Origin of the sequence: Amycolatopsis sp. MtRt-6 (assembly GCF_017308975.1) — a bacterium.
GTDB lineage: Bacteria > Actinomycetota > Actinomycetes > Mycobacteriales > Pseudonocardiaceae > Amycolatopsis.
This window is the reverse complement of the sequence record NZ_JADWPD010000039.1, coordinates 37792-54926: the sequence shown is the minus strand read 5'-3', so window position 1 is coordinate 54926 and position 17135 is coordinate 37792. Positions and strand designations below refer to the sequence as shown.

At 70.8% G+C, this 17135-nt stretch carries 12 protein-coding genes and 2 pseudogenes; 4 read left to right on the top strand and 10 right to left on the bottom strand.

Features of this window, described 5'->3' with window-relative positions:
- Nucleotides 1–174 precede the first annotated feature (174 nt).
- Nucleotides 175–414: a hypothetical protein gene (locus I4Q55_RS42625; protein WP_206796320.1), complete on the bottom strand. Its 240-nt coding sequence runs from the start codon at nt 412–414 to the stop codon at nt 175–177.
- Nucleotides 415–462: 48 nt separating this feature from the next.
- Nucleotides 463–771 carry a hypothetical protein gene (locus I4Q55_RS42620; RefSeq protein ID WP_206796318.1) on the bottom strand — a complete coding sequence of 103 codons (309 nt, stop codon included), beginning with the start codon at nt 769–771 and terminating at the stop codon, nt 463–465.
- A 251-nt stretch (nt 772–1022) separates the two neighbouring features.
- Between I4Q55_RS42620 and I4Q55_RS42615 the strand changes: the two genes are divergently transcribed.
- Complete coding sequence (locus I4Q55_RS42615; RefSeq protein ID WP_206796316.1) at nt 1023–1250, top strand: hypothetical protein; 228 nt, start codon at nt 1023–1025, stop codon at nt 1248–1250.
- Between the two features lie 166 nt (nt 1251–1416).
- Here the strand turns inward: I4Q55_RS42615 and pflA are convergent, their stop codons facing one another.
- From pflA to I4Q55_RS42580, 7 genes and pseudogenes are all read right to left on the bottom strand, one after another.
- Nucleotides 1417–2151, bottom strand: coding sequence for a pyruvate formate-lyase-activating protein (gene pflA / locus I4Q55_RS42610; protein WP_206796402.1), 735 nt, complete (start codon nt 2149–2151; stop codon nt 1417–1419).
- Nucleotides 2148–4239: pseudogene (locus I4Q55_RS49865) on the bottom strand (formate acetyltransferase). The gene pflA and the pseudogene I4Q55_RS49865 overlap by 4 nt, the downstream one beginning before the upstream one ends.
- Nucleotides 4240–4384: 145 nt before the next feature.
- Entirely contained in the window at nt 4385–5791 is a 1407-nt protein-coding gene (hemG, locus tag I4Q55_RS42600) for a protoporphyrinogen oxidase (RefSeq protein WP_206796312.1), read from the bottom strand.
- On the bottom strand, nt 5788–6156 hold the full coding sequence (locus tag I4Q55_RS42595; RefSeq protein WP_307793465.1) for a sigma 54 modulation/S30EA ribosomal C-terminal domain-containing protein: 369 nt from the start codon (nt 6154–6156) through the stop codon (nt 5788–5790). The genes hemG and I4Q55_RS42595 overlap by 4 nt, the downstream gene beginning before the upstream one ends.
- Nucleotides 6157–6563: 407 nt before the next feature.
- Nucleotides 6564–8303 (bottom strand): annotated as a pseudogene (gene ctaD, locus I4Q55_RS42590) (cytochrome c oxidase subunit I); the annotation flags it as partial.
- Nucleotides 8304–8435: 132 nt separating this feature from the next.
- Nucleotides 8436–11117, bottom strand: a complete 2682-nt coding sequence (gene ppdK / locus I4Q55_RS42585) for a pyruvate, phosphate dikinase (protein WP_206796308.1) — start codon at nt 11115–11117, stop codon at nt 8436–8438.
- Between the two features lie 210 nt (nt 11118–11327).
- Nucleotides 11328–11720 (bottom strand): HPF/RaiA family ribosome-associated protein, encoded by a 393-nt coding sequence (locus tag I4Q55_RS42580; protein WP_206796306.1) that lies wholly within the window; start codon nt 11718–11720, stop codon nt 11328–11330.
- A 193-nt stretch (nt 11721–11913) separates the two neighbouring features.
- On the opposite strand from I4Q55_RS42580, the gene I4Q55_RS42575 reads away from it, so the two are divergent.
- From I4Q55_RS42575 to I4Q55_RS42565, 3 genes are all read left to right on the top strand, one after another.
- A complete protein-coding gene (locus I4Q55_RS42575) occupies nt 11914–12912 on the top strand; it encodes a nitroreductase family protein (RefSeq protein WP_206796305.1) in 999 nt (332 codons plus the stop codon).
- Between the two features lie 107 nt (nt 12913–13019).
- Nucleotides 13020–13907 carry a universal stress protein gene (locus I4Q55_RS42570; protein WP_206796304.1) on the top strand — a complete coding sequence of 296 codons (888 nt, stop codon included), beginning with the start codon at nt 13020–13022 and terminating at the stop codon, nt 13905–13907.
- A gap of 65 nt (nt 13908–13972) precedes the next feature.
- A complete protein-coding gene (locus I4Q55_RS42565; protein WP_277992096.1) occupies nt 13973–16702 on the top strand; it encodes an HAD-IC family P-type ATPase in 2730 nt (909 codons plus the stop codon).
- Here the strand turns inward: I4Q55_RS42565 and I4Q55_RS42560 are convergent.
- Nucleotides 16650–17105, bottom strand: coding sequence for a hypothetical protein (locus tag I4Q55_RS42560; protein ID WP_206796302.1), 456 nt, complete (start codon nt 17103–17105; stop codon nt 16650–16652). The genes I4Q55_RS42565 and I4Q55_RS42560 overlap by 53 nt on opposite strands.
- Nucleotides 17106–17135 lie beyond the last annotated feature (30 nt).

Here is a 17135-nt window from a genome sequence, read left to right as displayed (position 1 = left end):
CGCTCATCCGGCGACCGGGACGAGCACCTCCCGTAACCGTCGACGCGGGCATCGCCGCGATCTCGCGGCGGAGCCGGTGCAGGTACACCGCCGGCGCCCGCACCAAGTCCGGTTTCCCGGTCGCGGCAGCGTTGGAGCGTCTGGCACGCATCTCCCCTGGCTACCGGCCGCGGATCAGCGCGCGGCCAGGGCCGCCCGCTCGGCGGCGAAGGGAGCGAACAGCTCGAGCAGCTCGGCTGCCGACAGGTTCCCGTGAGGCCGCGGTGCCGGCATGGGGACGTCATCCTGGGCCAAGCCGAGCATATCCAGCAGCTCGGCCTGATCTTGGTCGTCGAGAGCGTGCTGTCGCACCACCCGGATCGCACGGTCGCGTTCGTGAGCCGTTGGCTGGGTGGTGACGAGAAAGTCGAGCATGTCGGTCCTGACGTGGTGGTGGGCGCCGTTCACGGCGCCGCAGGAGGCTCAGACAGCGGCGAGTGCGACGTGCCGGTCGAGTTGTTCGGTGAGCCGTGCGAGGGCGTGATCGAGTGCGGCGTCGAAGGTGGGAGCGACGGCGCGGGCGTCGACGTGCCGGCCACGTACCGAGGCGTGGACGTCGGCGAGCACCGCGTCGGGCATGGCCGGGTGCCCGGTCTTCCGGGCCGCGATGGTGAGGGCGCCGAGCGGGTTCGTTGCGCAGAATGCCCGCGCCCGCGAAAGCGCGTCGTCGAGCAGAGTGGGATCGATGCCGGGTCCGACCTCAGCGGTGACCGTCGCGGATGAACTGTTCACCCCTTCACCATGCCCACCCGGCCCCGGGTCCGCGCAGGGCCGTTGGTCACCAACCGCCGCCCCGGAAGACCCCATTTGGAAGTCCCGACCCCTATGTGGACTGCAGCGGGCGCGGGAACAACGACTCCATCCGGACGGACAGATCGGCCCGCCGGGTCTTGGCCTTCTCCCCTGCACCCGCCTGCCGCCGAGCGGCATCATCGAGGGACGGGGAGAAGACCAAGGCCCCTTCCATCGAACTGGAGGCCGACATGCGACTCGCCCACCGCACCAAGCACCTCGGTCCAGCCCGGGCCGGCGGATTCCCCACCGGGCTGCGCGTGCGCGCCCACAGCGGCCAGTTCGACGGCCAGACCGGAGTCGTGGTCGACCACGCACCCGACCTCCGCCCCGGTTCTGTGTGGATCGAATTCACCCCGGGCCACGCACGGCTGGTGCCCGGCTATCGGCTCGACATCGTCGACAACCCGGAGAACTGAGGCAGCGTTTCCGGCTTCCGCCGGAACGCCGACGCCGGTGTTCAGGTCCGCACGATCGTTCCCGCGGTACCCGCGACGAGGTCGCCGGCGGCGTCGAGACGGCCGATCGCCGCGAGCTTTCCCCGTTCTCGACGAACCGGCAGGCGGCTGCGGGCGTGAAGCACGGTCAGGTCGTCGGCAGGCCGTGCCCGGCGAACTGGTCGCGGACCCGCCGGACGAGGTCCGGCTCGGGGGTCGATACGTGGGCGAGGGGGAACGGCAACCCGAGCGCGGTGTACTTGGCCGCGCCCAGCTTGTGGAACGGCAGGACGTCCACCCGTTCCACGGTGGACAAGGAACTGACGAAGGACGCGATCCCTTCGACATCATCGGGGTCGTCGGTGTGGCCGGGCACCAGCACGAACCGCACCCACATCGCCTTCCCCAGCTCCGACAGCCGCCGGGCGAAAGCCAAGGTCGGCGCGACGTCGCCGCCGGTCAAGCGGCGGTAACGGCCAGGGTCCCAGGACTTGATGTCCAGCAGCACGAGGTCGGTGTCCGCGAGTAGCGCGTCGGTGGCCTTGGTGCCGAGGTTGCCGGAGGTGTCGAGCGCGGTGTGCAGGCCGAGCGCCTTGGCCCGGTGGAGCAGCTCGCCCACGAACGCGGGCTGCAGCAGCGGTTCCCCGCCGCTGACCGTGAGGCCACCCCCGGCGACCTCGATGAACCGGCGGTACCGGGTCATTTCGGCGACCAGGTCGTCGACGGAGACCCGCTTCCCGTCGCGCATGTGCCAGGTGTCGGGATTCTGGCAGTACAGGCAGCGCAGCGGGCAGCCGCTGGTGAACACCACGAACCGGGTACCGGGCCCGTCCACCCCCGTGGAAATGTCCCAGGAGTGGACGGACCCGAGCGTGCCGGTCACACCGAGCCGTGGAAGGTCCGGTTGACCACGTCGCGCTGCTGTTCCGGGGTGAGCCGCACGAAGTTCACGGCGTAGCCGGACACGCGGATGGTCAGCTGCGGGTACTTCTCGGGATGCGCCATCGCATCGAGCAGCGTCTTCCGGTCCAGCACGTTGGCGTTGAGGTGGAACCCGCCCGCGTCGACGTAGCCGTCCAGGACGCCGCACAGGTTGGCGATCCGCTCCTCCCGGGTGCGGCCGAGGCCGTCCGGGACGACGGTCGCGGTGAGCGAGATGCCGTCCTGGGCCTGGTCGTAGGGCAGCTTGGCCACCGACAGCGCCGCGGCCACCAGGCCGTGGTCGTCCCGGCCGTTCATCGGGTTGGCCCCCGGCGCGAACGGCTCGCCGGCCCGGCGGCCATCGGGGGTGTTGCCGGTGTGCTTGCCGTACACCACGTTGGAGGTGATGGTGAGTACCGACTGGCTGTGGACGGCGTCGCGGTAGGCCGGGTAGCGGCGGACCTTGGTCATGAAGTCCTCGACCAGCTCGACGGCGATCGAGTCGGCGCGGTCGTCGTTGTTGCCGTAACGTGGGAATTCGCCTTCGACGGCGTAGTCGACGGCGAGCCCGGTCTCGTCCCGGATCACCCGTACCCGGGCGTGCTTCACCGCGGACAAGCTGTCGGCGACGACCGACAGACCGGCGATGCCACACCCCAGCAGCCGCTGCACCGGGTAGTCGTGCAGCGCCATCTCGAGTCGCTCGTAGGCGTACTTGTCGTGCATGTAGTGGATGATGTTCAACGCGTCCACATAGGTACGGGCGAGCCAGTCGGTCATCCGGTCCAACGCCGCCCGCAGCTGCGCGTAGTCCAGGTAGTCCCCGGACAGTGGAGCGAACGCGGGGGCGACCTGCTCGCCGGTCAGCTCGTCGCGCCCGCCGTTGATGGCGTACAGCAGTGCTTTGGCCAGGTTGACCCGGGCGCCGAAGAACTGCATCTGCTTGCCGACCCGCATCGCCGACACGCAGCACGCGATCGCGGTGTCGTCGCCGAACCGGGGCCGGAGCAGGTCGTCGCTCTCGTACTGGATGGAGCTGGTGTCGATCGACACCTGCGCGCAAAACCGCTTGAAGCCCGCCGGCAGCCGGGGCGACCACAGCACCGTCAGGTTGGGTTCCGGGGCGGGGCCGAGGTTGTAAAGCGTCTGCAGGAACCGGAAGCTGGTCTTCGTGACCAGCGGCCGCCGGTCCTCGCCGATGCCGCCGATCGCCTCGGTGACCCAGGTGGGGTCGCCGGAGAACAGCTCGTCGTAGGCCGGGGTGCGCAGGAAGCTCCTTGGTCGCCGCGAGATAGGCGTAGTAGAGCCACTGCACCGCCTCGCGTGCGGTGGCGGCCGGGCGCGAGATGTCGTCCCCGTAGGACGCGGCCATCTCCCGCAGCTCGTCGAGCGCGCGGATCTGCTCGGCCAGCTCCTCACGGTCCCGGATGACCGCCTCGGTCGAGAGCACCGCGTCCAGCGCGGCACGCTCGGCCCGCTTCGCCTCGACCAGCCGGTCCACCCCGTAGAGCGCGACCCGGCGGTAGTCGCCGATGATCCGCCCGCGCCCGTAGGCGTCCGGCAGCCCGGTGATGATCCCCGCACGCCGGGCCCGCAGAATCTCGGCGGTGTAGGCGTCGAACACGCCGTCGTTGTGCGTCTTGCGGTACCGGGTGAAGATCTCCTTGACCGCCGGGTCCAGCTCGTAGCCGTAGGCCGCGAGCCCCGCTTCCACCATGCGCAACCCGCCGGTCGGCATGATCGCGCGCTTGAGCGGTGCGTCGGTCTGCAACCCGACGATCAGCTCCAGGTCCCGGTCGATGTACCCCGGGGCGTGCGCGGTGATCGATGACGGCGTGCGGAAGTCGACGTCGAGGATTCCGCGGCGGCGCTCTTCGGCGAACAACTCGGTCAGCGTCACCCACAACTTTGTGGTGCGGTCGGTCGGGCCGGCCAGGAACTCCGCCCCGCCCTCGTAAGGCGTGTAGTTGTCTTGCACGAACTGCCGGACGTCGATGTCCTCGCGCCAGCTCTGGCCGTGGAACCCGGACCACGCGTCGGTCCGGGTCATCGGACCGGCCACCGGTGCTGCCATCACGCACCCACCTTCCCTTTTCTCGTTCTCCCACCACGATCGTCTGCTTGATCGCGATGGCACAGGGAAGGCCGGTTGAAAAATGCGGGCCTTTGGTCCTCTGCCGCCGGCCCTTGTGCTCCTAGTGGGCGTCGGCGGCGCCGTCCGCTGCCACGGCGTGTTCGCAGGTAGCCGCAAACACCTCCGCCGCCACCTGCTCGGCCTGAGTAACGCACGCGGCCAAACCGACGCCGTGGTACGCGGCCCCGGTCACGTGGATCCCCGGCAAGGAGCGCAATCCGGCGTCGATCCGATCGAGCCGGTCCTGGTGGCCGATGGTGTACTGGGGCAACGCCGCCGGCCAGCGCTGGATGTGCACCCGCTCAGGTCCCGCGGTCAAGTCCATCGCTTCGGCCAGTTCCCGGTGGACCCGCGCAGCGAGCGTGTCGTCGTCGAGGTCGCGCCAGCGGGTGTCGCCGTGACGGCCGACCAGGCATCGGAGGAGCACGACCGCCGAATCGTCGAGGTGCGCCCACTTCGCCGGCAACCAGGTGCAGCCCACGATGAGCCGTCCTTCACCGGCGGGAGTGAGGAAACCGGTGCCGTCGAGCGGACGCCGCAGCGCGGCACGCGGGTAAGCCAGGGTCACGCTCGCGACGTCGGCGTAGGGAATTTCGCCCAGGGCGAGGGCAGCTTCCGGGCTCAGGGGCGCGAGCAGGTCTGCGGCCGTGAACGCCGGCACCGCGAGGACCACCGCGTTGACGTCTTCCGGGTTGCCCACGGCGAACCGGAGGCGGTAGCCGCCGGTTCCGCGGTCGATCCTGCTCACCCGGCTGCCGAGGCGGATGTCGGCGAGCCGGTCGGCCAGCGCGTCCACCAGGCGGCCCAGGCCACCGTCGACGGTCATGAAAGCCGGCCCCGAAGCCGGGCTGGCGGTGCGTCGCAGTCCCAGGTAGAGGCTGCGGGACCGGCGGGCCAGCGCGGCGACGTCCGGGGTCGCGCTGCGTGCGCTCAGCCTGTCCGGCTGTCCGGCGTACACCCCGCCGACCAGAGGACCGACCAGCCGGTCCAGCAGCTGCGTACCGAACCGGGGCCGCACCACTTCGGCGACCGACGGGTCGCCGGGCAGCTCCGTGGCCGGCAGCACGAGGTCCAGCCCGGCGCGGGCCAGCCCGACCGGGGACAGCAGGCGGGAGCGCAGCAGTGGCAGTACCCGGCGAGGGATACCGAACGCCGCGCCGGAGGGCAGCGGCCGCAAGGCCTCCCGGCTCCACAGGTAGGACCGGGCGGTGGCGGGGGCCGCCAGCGCGGGCGACAGACCGAGTTCGTCGACCAGCGCCCGCATCCGGGGCGCCCGGATCAGGAACCCGTCCGGTCCGGTGTCGACCGGCAGGCCCTCGACGTCGTGCGTGCGGATCTTGCCGCCCAGCCGATGGTCGGCCTCGATGAGGAGGACCTCGGGTGGATCGCGACGCTGCCGAAGGAAGTAAGCCGTGGCCAGCCCGGAGATCCCGCCGCCGACGACCGCGACGCGACGCGTGCCGGTCATGCCGCGGTGACGAGCCCGTAATGCCCGTCGTAGCGCTGGTAGAGCACGGCGCCGCGGTCGGTGCCGGCGTCCCGGAAGAACAGGAACGGCAGCTCGAGGGCGTCGAGCCGCTCGACGGCCGCCTCGAGGGTCAGCCGGGGCACCGGGTGGACGTTGACGACCCACGGCGTCGTGACGGTCCCGGCCGGCGGGGCCAGACCGGCCAGCCGGGCGAGCCGGTACCCTGTCGGACCGCCGCGGTAGACCACCGCGTCCTCGCCGGTGTCGGCGTCGACGAAGAGGTGGACGCGGTAGTCCATCAGGTCCATCGTCAGTGCTGCTTCGTCCGGGCGGCACGTCCTCAGCGGACACCGTTTGCGGCGCACGATTGCCCGCTGCCCAGCCGGCCGCGGAAGCGCTGGCGGCTCGCCGGTCGATGAGGACCACGGCCTCGGCACGCTGGGGTTCTGCAGCCGCGCCAGCTGTTCACCGAGCCGTCTCCGGAGCAGCGTGGCCGCCTCCTGGAAGAACACGCCGGGCAGCTGGGCCCGCAACGGCCGCCCGTCGACGACGAGGTTCGCCTCCACGAGCGCGGGCCGCGGCACAGCCGGTTTCCGGTACACCGTGAGCTTGAGCTTCGCCGATTCGACCTGCCCCGGCACCCGCCGGAGCACAGCGCCGATCCGGCGGCGGACGAACTCCCGGGCGGCCGGGATGACGTCACCTGAGACGTCCACGTCCAGATTGAGCGTGCGCGACACAGTCTGCCTTTCTGCAGTGGTAACAAATCGGTCATCGATCCGCGGGGGAGGAGCGGTGGATCTTCACCGGTCGCATGGGTTTTCGGTTTGCCGGTGAGGGTGATCTCGCCCTCGCGGCGAAGGCGTTCGATCATGTGTGGGTAGTGCAGCTCGAACGCAGGCCGCTCGGAGCGGATCCGGGGCAGCTCGGTGAAGTTGTGCCGCGGCGGCGGGCAGGACGTCGCCCACTCGAGCGAGTTGCCGTAGCCCCACGGGTCGTCCACCGTGACGATCTCGCCGTAGCGGTAGCTCTTGACCACGTTCCAGACGAACGGCAGCACCGAAGCGCCGAGCAGGTACGCCCCGACCGTCGAGATCGTGTTCAGCGTGGTGAACCCGTCGCTGGTGAGGTAGTCCGCGTACCGGCGGGGCATGCCCTCCGCGCCCAGCCAGTGCTGGACGAGGAACGTGCCGTGGAAGCCGATGAACGTGGTCCAGAAGTGCCACTTGCCGAGCTTCTCGTCCATCATCCGGCCGGTGATCTTCGGGAACCAGAAGTAGATGCCGGCGAAGGTGGCGAACACGATCGTGCCGTAGAGCACGTAGTGGAAGTGCGCGACGACGAAGTAGCTGTCCGACACGTGGAAGTCGATCGCCGGCGCCGCGAGCAGCACACCGGTCAGGCCACCGAAGAGGAACGTCACCAGGAAGCCGACGGAGAACAGCATCGGTGACTCGAACGTCAGCTGCCCCTTCCACATCGTGCCGATCCAGTTGAAGAACTTGACCCCGGTGGGCACGGCCACCAGGAAGGTCATGAAGGAGAAGAACGGCAGCAGCACGGCGCCCGTGGCGTACATGTGGTGTGCCCACACCGCGACCGACAGGGCCGCGATGGACAGCGTCGCCCAGACCAGGCCGCGGTAGCCGAACAGCGGTTTCCGGGAGAACACCGGCAGGATCTCGGAGACCACCCCGAAGAACGGCAGGGCCAGGATGTAGACCTCGGGGTGGCCGAAGAACCAGAACAGGTGCTGCCACAGGACCGCGCCACCGTTGGCTGGGTCGAACACGTGCGCTCCGATCAATCGGTCGGCGAGCAGGCCGAACCCGGCGGCGGTGAGGATCGGGAACACGATCAGCACGAGAATGCTGGTGACCAGGATGTTCCAGGTGAAGATCGGCATCCGCCACATCGTCATGCCCGGCGCGCGCAGGCACACCACGGTGGTGACCATGTTGACCGCGCCGAGAATGGTGCCGAGGCCGCCGACGGCCACCCCGACGATCCAGAGGTTGGCGCCGACGCCGGGTGAGTGGATGGCGTCCGAGAGCGGGGTGTAGGCGAACCAGCCGAAGTCGGCGGCGCCACCCGGGGTCAAGAACCCGCTCAGCATGATCAGGCCGCCGAACAGGAACAGCCAGAACGAGAACGCGTTCAGCCGCGGGAACGCGACGTCCGGCGAGCCGATCTGCAGCGGGAGCACGAAGTTGGCGAAGCCGAACACGCTCGGCGTCGCGTACAGCAGCAGCATCACCGTGCCGTGCATGGTGAACAGCTGGTTGTACTGCTCCTGTGAAAGGAACTGCAGTCCCGGTCGCGCGAGCTCGGAGCGGATCAGCATCGCCATCGCTCCCCCGATGAGGAAGAACGCGAACGTCGTGACCAGGTACATCACGCCGATCTGTTTGTGGTCGGTGGTGCGCAGCAGCTGCAGCAGCCACGCACCCTTGACGCGTTCGCGTCCCGCCTGCGGTCGGATGGCAATCGGGCCGGGTCTCGTGGCCGTCACGGGCGCTCCTGTCTGTCCGTTCGTCGCACGCGACAGTCGACCGCGGCACCCGCCCCGCCCGACAGGGACCAAAGTCCTCTGTGGATACCCCAAAGTCCCTCGGGGAACGGGACGCCGCGGCGCCTTCGTCTCCTATCGGTTGTCGACGGCGCTGTCGGCCTGGCCGACGGCGGCGCGTCCGGCTTCGAGGCGGGCGACCGGCACTCGGAAGGGCGAGCAGGACACGTAGTCGAGGCCCGCCTCGTGGAAGAACCCGATCGACGCGGGGTCGCCGCCGTGTTCGCCGCACACCCCCATGACCAGGCCCGGGCGGGTGGCCCGGCCCGCTTCCACGGCGCCGGCGATGAGCTTGCCGACGCCGTCGCGGTCGATCGTCTCGAATGGGGACACGCCGAAGATGCCCTCGGCGAGGTAGGTGGGGAAGAACGACGCCTCGACGTCGTCCCGCGAGAAGCCCCACACCGTCTGGGTCAGGTCGTTGGTGCCGAAGGAGAAGAACTCCGCCGACCCGGCGATCCGCCCTGCGGTCACTGCGGCCCGGGGCAGCTCGATCATTGTGCCGATCTCGTACGGGAATCCCGTTTCGGCGGTGATCTCGTCGAGGATCCGCCGGGCGCGGCCGGCCATTATGTCCAGCTCCCGCACGTCGCCGACCAGCGGGATCATGATCTCCACGCGCGGGGCACCGCCCGCACGCACCCGGGTCGCGGCGGCTTCGGCGATGGCACGCACCTGCATCTCGTAGAGACCGGGCACGACCAGCCCGAGCCGGACTCCGCGGGTGCCGAGCATCGGGTTCTCTTCGTGCAGCCGGTCGACCGCGCGCAGCAGGTCTTCCGGCGCACCCCGCCGGCCGAGTGCCTTGGCCACCGCCACTTCGGCGGTCAGCGCCGTGCGGTCGGGCAGGAACTCGTGCAACGGCGGGTCCAGCAGCCGGATCGTGACCGGCAGCCCGTCCATCTCCTCGAGAATCCGCACGAAGTCCGCTCGTTGCAACGGGAGCAGCGCCGCGAGCGCGGACTCGCGCTCGGCGTCGGTCCCGGCCAGGATCAGCCGTTCGACCAGCACCCGGCGGTCGCCGAGGAACATGTGCTCCGTGCGGCACAGTCCGACCCCGGTCGCGCCGAGACGGCGGGCCCGTTGCGTGTCCTGCGGCGTGTCGGCGTTCGCCCGGACCTCCAGCCGCCGCCGGGTGTCGGCGTGCGTGGTGATCCGGTCGACCGCCCGCAACAGCGCATCGGTTCCGGGCTCGCGGCGGCCTTCGAAGTAGTCGACGACCGGGGACGGCACCACGGCCAGCTCGCCGAGATACACCTCGCCCGCGGTGCCGTCGATGGAAATCACGTCGCCCTCGGCGACCACCGTGCCGTCCGCGGTCGTGAACCGGCGGTTCGCCACATCGACGTCCAAGGACTCGGCGCCGCACACGCACGTGCGCCCCAGCCCGCGGGCGACGACGGCGGCGTGGGACGTCTTGCCGCCGCGGCTGGTGAGCACGCCCCGGGCGTGGATCAGTCCGTCGAGGTCGTCGGGATTGGTTTCCCGCCGGACCAGGATGACGGCGGCGCCTTCCTCCGCCCGGCGGACCGCGGTGGCCGAGTCGAACACCGCTTCACCGACCGCCGCGCCCGGGGACGCCGCCACGCCGGTGGCGACGGGCGCGGTGGCGGTGTCGGCGAAGCGGGGGAACATCAGTTGCGCCAGCTGCGCGCCGGTGACCCGCCGCAGCGCCTCGTCGGCGTCGATCACACCTTCTTCGCGCAGGGCCTCGGCGATGCGGAACGCGGCGGCCGCGGTGCGCTTGCCGACCCGGGTCTGCAGCATCCACAGCCGGCCGCGTTCGATGGTGAACTCGATGTCGCACAGGTCCCGGTAGTGTTCCTCCAGCGTCCGCATGATTCCCAGGAGCTGCTCGTAGGCACGGGGCTGCAGGTCGGCGAGCCGGTGCAGGGGCAGGGTGTTGCGGATGCCGGCCACGACGTCCTCGCCCTGGGCGTCGGCCAGGTAGTCGCCGTAGACGCCGGGCGCCCCGGTGGCGGGGTCACGGGTGAACGCGACACCTGTGCCGGAGTTCTCGCCGAGGTTGCCGAACACCATTGCACACACGTTTACCGCGGTGCCCAGGTCTTCGGGGATGTGCTCGGCGCGGCGGTACACGTGGGCGCGGTCGGTGTTCCACGACTCGAACACCGAGTTGATCGCGAGGTTCAGCTGCTCGCGCGGGTCCTGCGGGAACTCCCGGCCCGCCTGTTCGTGAACGATGTCCTTGAACGTGGCGGTCAGCGCGCGCAGGTCGGCCGCGTCCAGGCCGAGGTCACCGGTGACGCCCTTGGCCTGCTTCGCGGCCCGCAACGCGCCGGCGAAGTGGGCGGCGTCGACGCCGAGCACGGTCGTGCCGAACATCTGCACCAGTCGCCGGTAGGAGTCCCACGCCAGCCGCTCATCCCCCGACCACGCGGCGAGCCCGGTCACCGATTCGTCGGTCAGCCCGATGTCGAGGACGGTGTCCATCATCCCCGGCATCGAGAACCGCGCTCCGGAGCGGACCGAAACGAGCAGCGGCTCGTCCACCTGGCCGAGCTTGCGGCCCATCGCGCGCTCCAGCGTGTGCAGGTGCTCCGCCACCTCCTCGGCCAGCCCCTCGGGTGGTGCACCGGCGACCAGGTACGCCCGGCACGCTTCGGTGGTGATCGTGAACCCCGGCGGCACCGGCAGGCCCATCACGGTCATCTCGGCGAGGTTGGCACCCTTGCCCCCGAGCAGGTCCGCCATGGCGCGGTTGCCCTCGGCGAAGTCGTACACGTACTTGTGCATCGTCATCTCCACGTCGGTGTCCGAAGTAGCCTGTGCCTTGCGGCGGCCGTCGGGCCGTGAGTTCGGTCCTCGGCCTGCTCCATCCCACCGGTTCGGAACCGTGCCGGACACTGCACAACGGTCCACCGCCGGGTGCCGTAGGTCCTCATTCGGAGGAGCTGTTGGTCCTCGCCGGAAACGCCGCTTCGCCCGCGTTTCCGGTGGGTGGCGTCAGTGTGCGCCGACCGCCGGTGTAACGGTCTGGGCCGGGTCGGCCGGTACGTCCAGGTGCCGGATGGACTCCCCGCCCTTGTGCTGGTATAGCCGGCCGAACTTGCTCTCCAGCACGCTTTCGAGCTTGCGGATGGCGCCGTGGCAGGCGTCGGTCACCGAACCGGCGTGATGGGTCACCGAAACAACCCCGTGCCCGGCCAGGCGCGCTTCGAGCACGCACCGCCGATCCAGCCCGGCAGCGCGAGCGGCGATTTCGTCACCGAGGTGGGCTTCCAGACGGGTGATTCGCTCGGAGGAGCGGGAGAATGCGGACTCGAGCTCCTGCTCGACGCGTCGCATCAGGGCGTCACTGCCGTGCACGTTCTTGTCGGTGCTGATGTGGATCTGCATGCCCTGATCATCTTCGCCCTGTGCGAGTCCACCCAGAACCACAGGTCCCTTGCCCGAAGGACCAAAGGCTCCACCGACCCCAGAGGCTCGCTGCTGGTGACCTTGTGCTCTTTCGGAGCCCGGTCCGCCCGGGAGATCCTCGGGCCGAGCCTTCCGATCCACAGCGTGCCGCGCCCGCGGCATGGGGGGAGACATGACTTCAGCCATCACGCCGGTCGGCCTGCTGGACTCCGACCAGGTGAAATCCGTGATCGGTGCCGCGGTGCTGGCCCCGTCGACGCACAACACGCAGCCCTGGCGGTTCCGCTGCACCCCCGTGGGGCTCGAGCTGCACGCGGACACCGAGCGGGCGCTTCCGGTCGTCGACGCCGACCGGCGTGAGCTGCTGCTGTCCTGCGGGGCCGCGCTGTTCAACCTGCGCACCGCGATCCACGCGCTGGGCGCCCACCCGGCCACGACGCTGCTCCCCCGGCGTGACGAGCCGACGCTGCTGGCCGTGGTCCGGCCCTTCGCCGCCCGCAAACCCGACCCGCGGCTGGTCGAGCTGGCCGACGCGATCCCGCGCCGGCACACCAACCGCACGCCGTTCGAGCAGGCCGCCATCCCGGCCACCGTGGTCACCAAGCTGCGGCACGCCGCCGAGATCGAGCAGGCCTGGCTGCCGCGGCTGGACGCCGTCCAGCTGGACCGCTTGCGGGAACTGGTCAACAAGAGCCACCACGCCCAGGTCGCCAACCCCGCGTTCCTCGCCGAGTGGCGGTACTGGACCGGCCGCGACCGCCGCAGCCGCGACGGCGTCCCCGACTACGCCGCCGGCGCGATGCCCGCCGACGACGGCGGCTGGATCCTGCGGGACTTCGGGACCGAGCCCTCGCCCCGGCGCGGCCGGATCGACGAATCCGACCCGCTGGTCGTGGTCATCGGCTCCTTCGACGACACCCGGCTCGACCGGATCCGGGCCGGTCAAGCCATGCAGCGCGTGCTGCTGACCGCGACCGCCGCCGGGCTCGACGCGTCGTTCATCTCCCAGCCGGTCGAAGTCGCCTCCGTCCGTGCCGAGCTGCGCGACCTGCTCGGCGGCGGGCTGTGGCCGCAGATCGTCCTGCGCCTGGGCCATGGCAAGCCGGTGGCGTGGACCCCGCGACGATCACTGGCCGACGTCCTGCTGGAACCGGACCAGCTCAGCGCGTAGGTACCGCGGTCGCGCAGCCCCGCTCGCTCGAGCGGGGTGTGACTGCCGTGTGGCTTCCCGCAGGGGCGGGTAGTCGTTTGATCAGGACATCTCAGAGGGAGTGACAAATGGTGGAAGCAGGCGTTCGGCCGATCGTGGTGGGGGTGGACGGTTCGACCGCCGCGACCCACGCGGTGAGCTGGGCCGCCCAGGAGGCGGTCCGGCGGGACCTGCCACTGGTGATCGTCCACGCGTGCGCGCTGGTGCCGGTGGCCGTGCCGTACGCGGAAGGCCTGGTGCCCGCCTACCACCGCGCGCAGCTCGAGTACGGCCGCGAATGGCTCGATGCGGCGGAATCGGTGGCGCAGAAGGCCGCACCGGACGTGCGGATGAGCACGGACCTGGTCCGCGGCTGGGCGGCCGAGCAGCTGATCGCCCGCTCGGCGTCGGCGGAGCTCGTCGTACTGGGGTCACGGGGCCTGGGCGGGTTCACCGGCTTGGTGGTGGGGTCGATCGCGGTGGCGGTGGCCACCTACGGCCACTGCCCGATCGTGGTGGTCCGCGGCGCCGACGCCCGGACCGAACCGCGAGAAGACGGGCCGGTGGTCGTCGGCGTGGACGGGTCACCCACCAGCGCGGCGGCGATCCCGTTCGCCTTCCGCGCCGCCGCCTCGCGCGGGGTGCCGCTGGTCGCGGTGCACACCTGGCTGGACATGCCACTGGGCGAGATCGGCGTGGACGAGGCCTGGAACGCGATCGAGCGCGAGCACCGTGCGCTGGTCGGCGAGTGGCTCGTCCCGGCCCGGGCCGAGCACCCGGACGTGCCGGTGGAGGTCGTCGTCGCCCGGCACCGGCCCGCGCACACCCTGCTCGAACAGGCCGAGAACGCCCAGCTGGTCGTGGTCGGCTCCCGCGGCCGGGGTGGCTTCCGCGGCCTGCTCCTGGGTTCCACGAGCCATGCCCTCATCTACCACGCCGCCTGCCCGGTGGCCGTCGTTCCGCCGCCCCGGCCATGACCAGGCCATCGGCCGGCTCACCTCAACCGGCTGACCGGGAACCCAGCGAAGGAGGAGGACCCGTCCTGACCGGCAACCGGACTGCGTCCCCCTCCGTTTCGCAGCCGTGGCGACTGGAAATCGCCGAGCTGGCGTCCCGGCTGCACGTGGACCCCGCCGGTGGTCTGGACGATGTGGAAGCCGCCCACCGTCTCGCTGAGATCGGGTCGAACCGGCTGGCCGAGCCGCCGGCCAGGCCCTGGTGGCAGGCACTCGTCGCCCAGGTCGCCAATCCGCTGAACGTGGTGCTGGTGCTCGCCGCCGCGCTGGCCGGCGTAGTCGAACGCTCCTTCCGGGAGGCCCTGGTCATCGGGGTCGTCGTGGGCCTCAACGGCGTGCTGGGGTTCTTCCAAGAACGGCGCGCCGACCGTGCCGTGGCGGCCCTGCGGGAGATGTTGAGCCCGTCCGCGCGGGTCCGGCGTGGCGGGCGGGTCGTCGACGTACCGGCCGCCGATCTGGTGCCTGGTGACGTCGTGCTGGTCGAGGCCGGGGACCGGATCCCCGCCGACGGGCGAGTGCTGGACCAAGTCACCTTGGAGACCGACGAGTCCGGCCTGACCGGCGAGTCGGTCCCGGTCACCAAGACCAGCGAAGCCCTGCCCGCCGATGTCGGCCTGCCCGACCGCGCCTGCATGGCCCACATGACCAGCATCGTCACCCGCGGCCGCGGCGAACTGCTGGTCACCGCGACCGGCATGGCCACCGAGATCGGCAAGGTCGCCGGTCTGCTGCAACGGACCGAAGCCGTCCGCACCCCACTGCAGCGGCAGCTGGACAAGCTCGGGGTGCGGCTGGCCTACCTCGCCGGGATCGCGGTCGCCGGAGTCGCGGTGATCCAGTTCCTCACCGGCAGCGGCCTCGGCGAGGTCATCACCCTCGCCGTCGCGCTCGGCGTGGCGGCCATCCCGGAAGGGCTGCCCGCGGTCGTCACGGTCACGCTCGCGCTGGGCATGCGCCGCATGGCCCGACGGCGGGCCATCGTCAAACGCCTCACCGCGGTCGAGACCCTCGGCTCGACCACGGTGATCTGCACCGACAAGACCGGCACGCTCACCCTCAACCAGATGACCGCCCGCTCGCTGTGGCACGCCGGCCGCCGCTACCGCATCAGCGGCGAGGGCTACCGGCCCGACGGGACGATCGCAGCCGAAGACGGAAGCCCGGCTCCCGACCTGCGCGACGTGCTGGCGCCCGCCGCCCTGTGCAACGACTCCGTCGTCCGCGACGGCACGCTCGTGGGCGACCCCACCGAGGGTGCCCTGGTCACCCTCGCCGGCAAAGCCGGAGTGGACGTCACCGCACTGCGCCAGGCCACCCCGCGCGTCGCCGAGATCCCGTTCGACTCCGGCCGCAAGTACATGGCCACCTTCCACCGCACCGGATCCTGCGTACGGGTGTGCGTCAAGGGCGCCCCGGACGTCCTGCTCCGCCGCGCCACCCACGTCCGCTGCACCGGCGGCGACCGCCCGCTCGACGCGCAGCGATACCGCGAGATCTCCGCGGTGCTCGAGGAGCTCGCCGGCCGCGGCGAACGCGTGCTGGCCATCGCCGTCGCCGAGCAGCCCGGCATCGACGCCACCGAAACCCCGCTCCTACCCGAGCAGCTTGTCCTCGTCGGCCTCGTCGGCATCCTCGACCCGCCCCGCCCCGAAGCCGCCGCCGCGGTCGCCGAGTGCCACACCGCCGGCATCGACGTCAAGATGATCACCGGCGACCACCTCGCCACCGCCACCTCGATCGCCCGCGCCCTCGGCATCACCGGCCGCGGCATCACCGGCAAGGACATCGACCGGCTCGACGACAGCGCCCTCGAGCGGGAGGCACCCGGCGTTGGCGTGTTCGCCCGCGTCGCCCCCGAACACAAGATCCGCATCGTGCAGACCCTGCAACGCCACCACGAAACCGTCGCCATGACCGGCGACGGCGTCAACGACGCGCCCGCCCTCAAAGGCGCCGACATCGGCGTGGCCATGGGCATCACCGGCACCGACGTGTCCAAAGAGGCCGCCGCGATGGTCCTCACCGACGACAACTTCGCCACCATCGTCGGCGCCGTCCGCCAAGGCCGCACCATCTACGACAACATCGTCAAGTTCGTCCGCTTCCAGATCAACACCAACCTCGCCGCGATCCTCACCATGGTCGCCGGATCCGTGCTCTTCCTGTCCGAACCCGCGATACTCACCCCGCTGATGTTGTTGTGGGTCAACGTCATCGCCGACGGACCACCGGCACTGGCCCTCGGCCTCGAACCCGCCCGCCGCGCCGTCATGCACGAACCACCCCGGCCCCCGGGCGCGCACATCCTCACCGGACGCCGCCTCGCCCGCATCGCCGGCACCGGCCTCCTCATGACCGCCGGCACCCTCTCCGCCTACCGGCTCGGCCTCGACCGCGGCACCGACACCGCGCAAACCCTGGCCTTCACGACCTTCGTGCTCTACCAGGTGTTCAACCTCTTCAACGTCCGCGACGAAAACGCCACGGTGTTCGGCCCGCTGCTGCTACGGAACTGGCGCCTCTGGGCCGCCCTCGCCGCCGTGCTGGTCCTGCAGATCTGCGCGGTCCACGTTCCCGCAGCACAGGCGCTGGTCGGCACGACCGCCCTCACCGCGGCCGACTGGGCTGTCGCCACCGCACTGGCCGCCACCGCGCTCGCGTTCGAAGAGCTCCGCAAAGCACTACGACGCCGCCGTACCCAGCTCACTCCCAGCGACCGTGGGCCCGGCGAAAGCGGACCGCCAGTACGAGTTTGACGAGCTGGACCACCAGCGCGATGGACACCACCGCCACAACCGAAGTCAATCCGCCGCGCATGACGGCCGCCCAGTCGACAGCCGGATCGCCGAAGCGGAAGGGGAACACAGCCAGCACCGTGCTCACCGCGGCCAGGCCGGCGGCCGTGCTCACCACTTCACCGGATCTGGCCAACCACGGCCGTGCAAAGAAGACGCAGAGCAAGTTGACGGCCAGGGCGATGGCCAGCGAAATGTCCACGACCACCACCACACCAGCGGCCGCGTCGGTCAGCACCGGCGCGGCCTGCCAGCCCGGCTCCACGTTGATCAGCACGAGCAGCACGACATCGACCACAGCGGCCACCAGGTAGCCGACCCGACGCGTGGTGTGACGCCGCGGTCGCTGCACAGTTGCGGACATGAGACCTCCTCCGGTACGGGTCCAGTTTCG

Coding starts and splice junctions, on each gene's coding strand:
- I4Q55_RS42625 (WP_206796320.1), bottom strand. CDS start 414: ATGCTCGACTTTCTCGTCACCACCCAGCCAACGGCTCACGAACGCGAC.
- I4Q55_RS42615 (WP_206796316.1), top strand. CDS start 1,023: ATGCGACTCGCCCACCGCACCAAGCACCTCGGTCCAGCCCGGGCCGGC.
- hemG (WP_206796312.1), bottom strand. CDS start 5,791: ATGACCGGCACGCGTCGCGTCGCGGTCGTCGGCGGCGGGATCTCCGGG.
- ppdK (WP_206796308.1), bottom strand. CDS start 11,117: ATGCACAAGTACGTGTACGACTTCGCCGAGGGCAACCGCGCCATGGCG.
- I4Q55_RS42580 (WP_206796306.1), bottom strand. CDS start 11,720: ATGCAGATCCACATCAGCACCGACAAGAACGTGCACGGCAGTGACGCC.
- I4Q55_RS42575 (WP_206796305.1), top strand. CDS start 11,914: ATGACTTCAGCCATCACGCCGGTCGGCCTGCTGGACTCCGACCAGGTG.
- I4Q55_RS42570 (WP_206796304.1), top strand. CDS start 13,020: ATGGTGGAAGCAGGCGTTCGGCCGATCGTGGTGGGGGTGGACGGTTCG.
- I4Q55_RS42560 (WP_206796302.1), bottom strand. CDS start 17,105: ATGTCCGCAACTGTGCAGCGACCGCGGCGTCACACCACGCGTCGGGTC.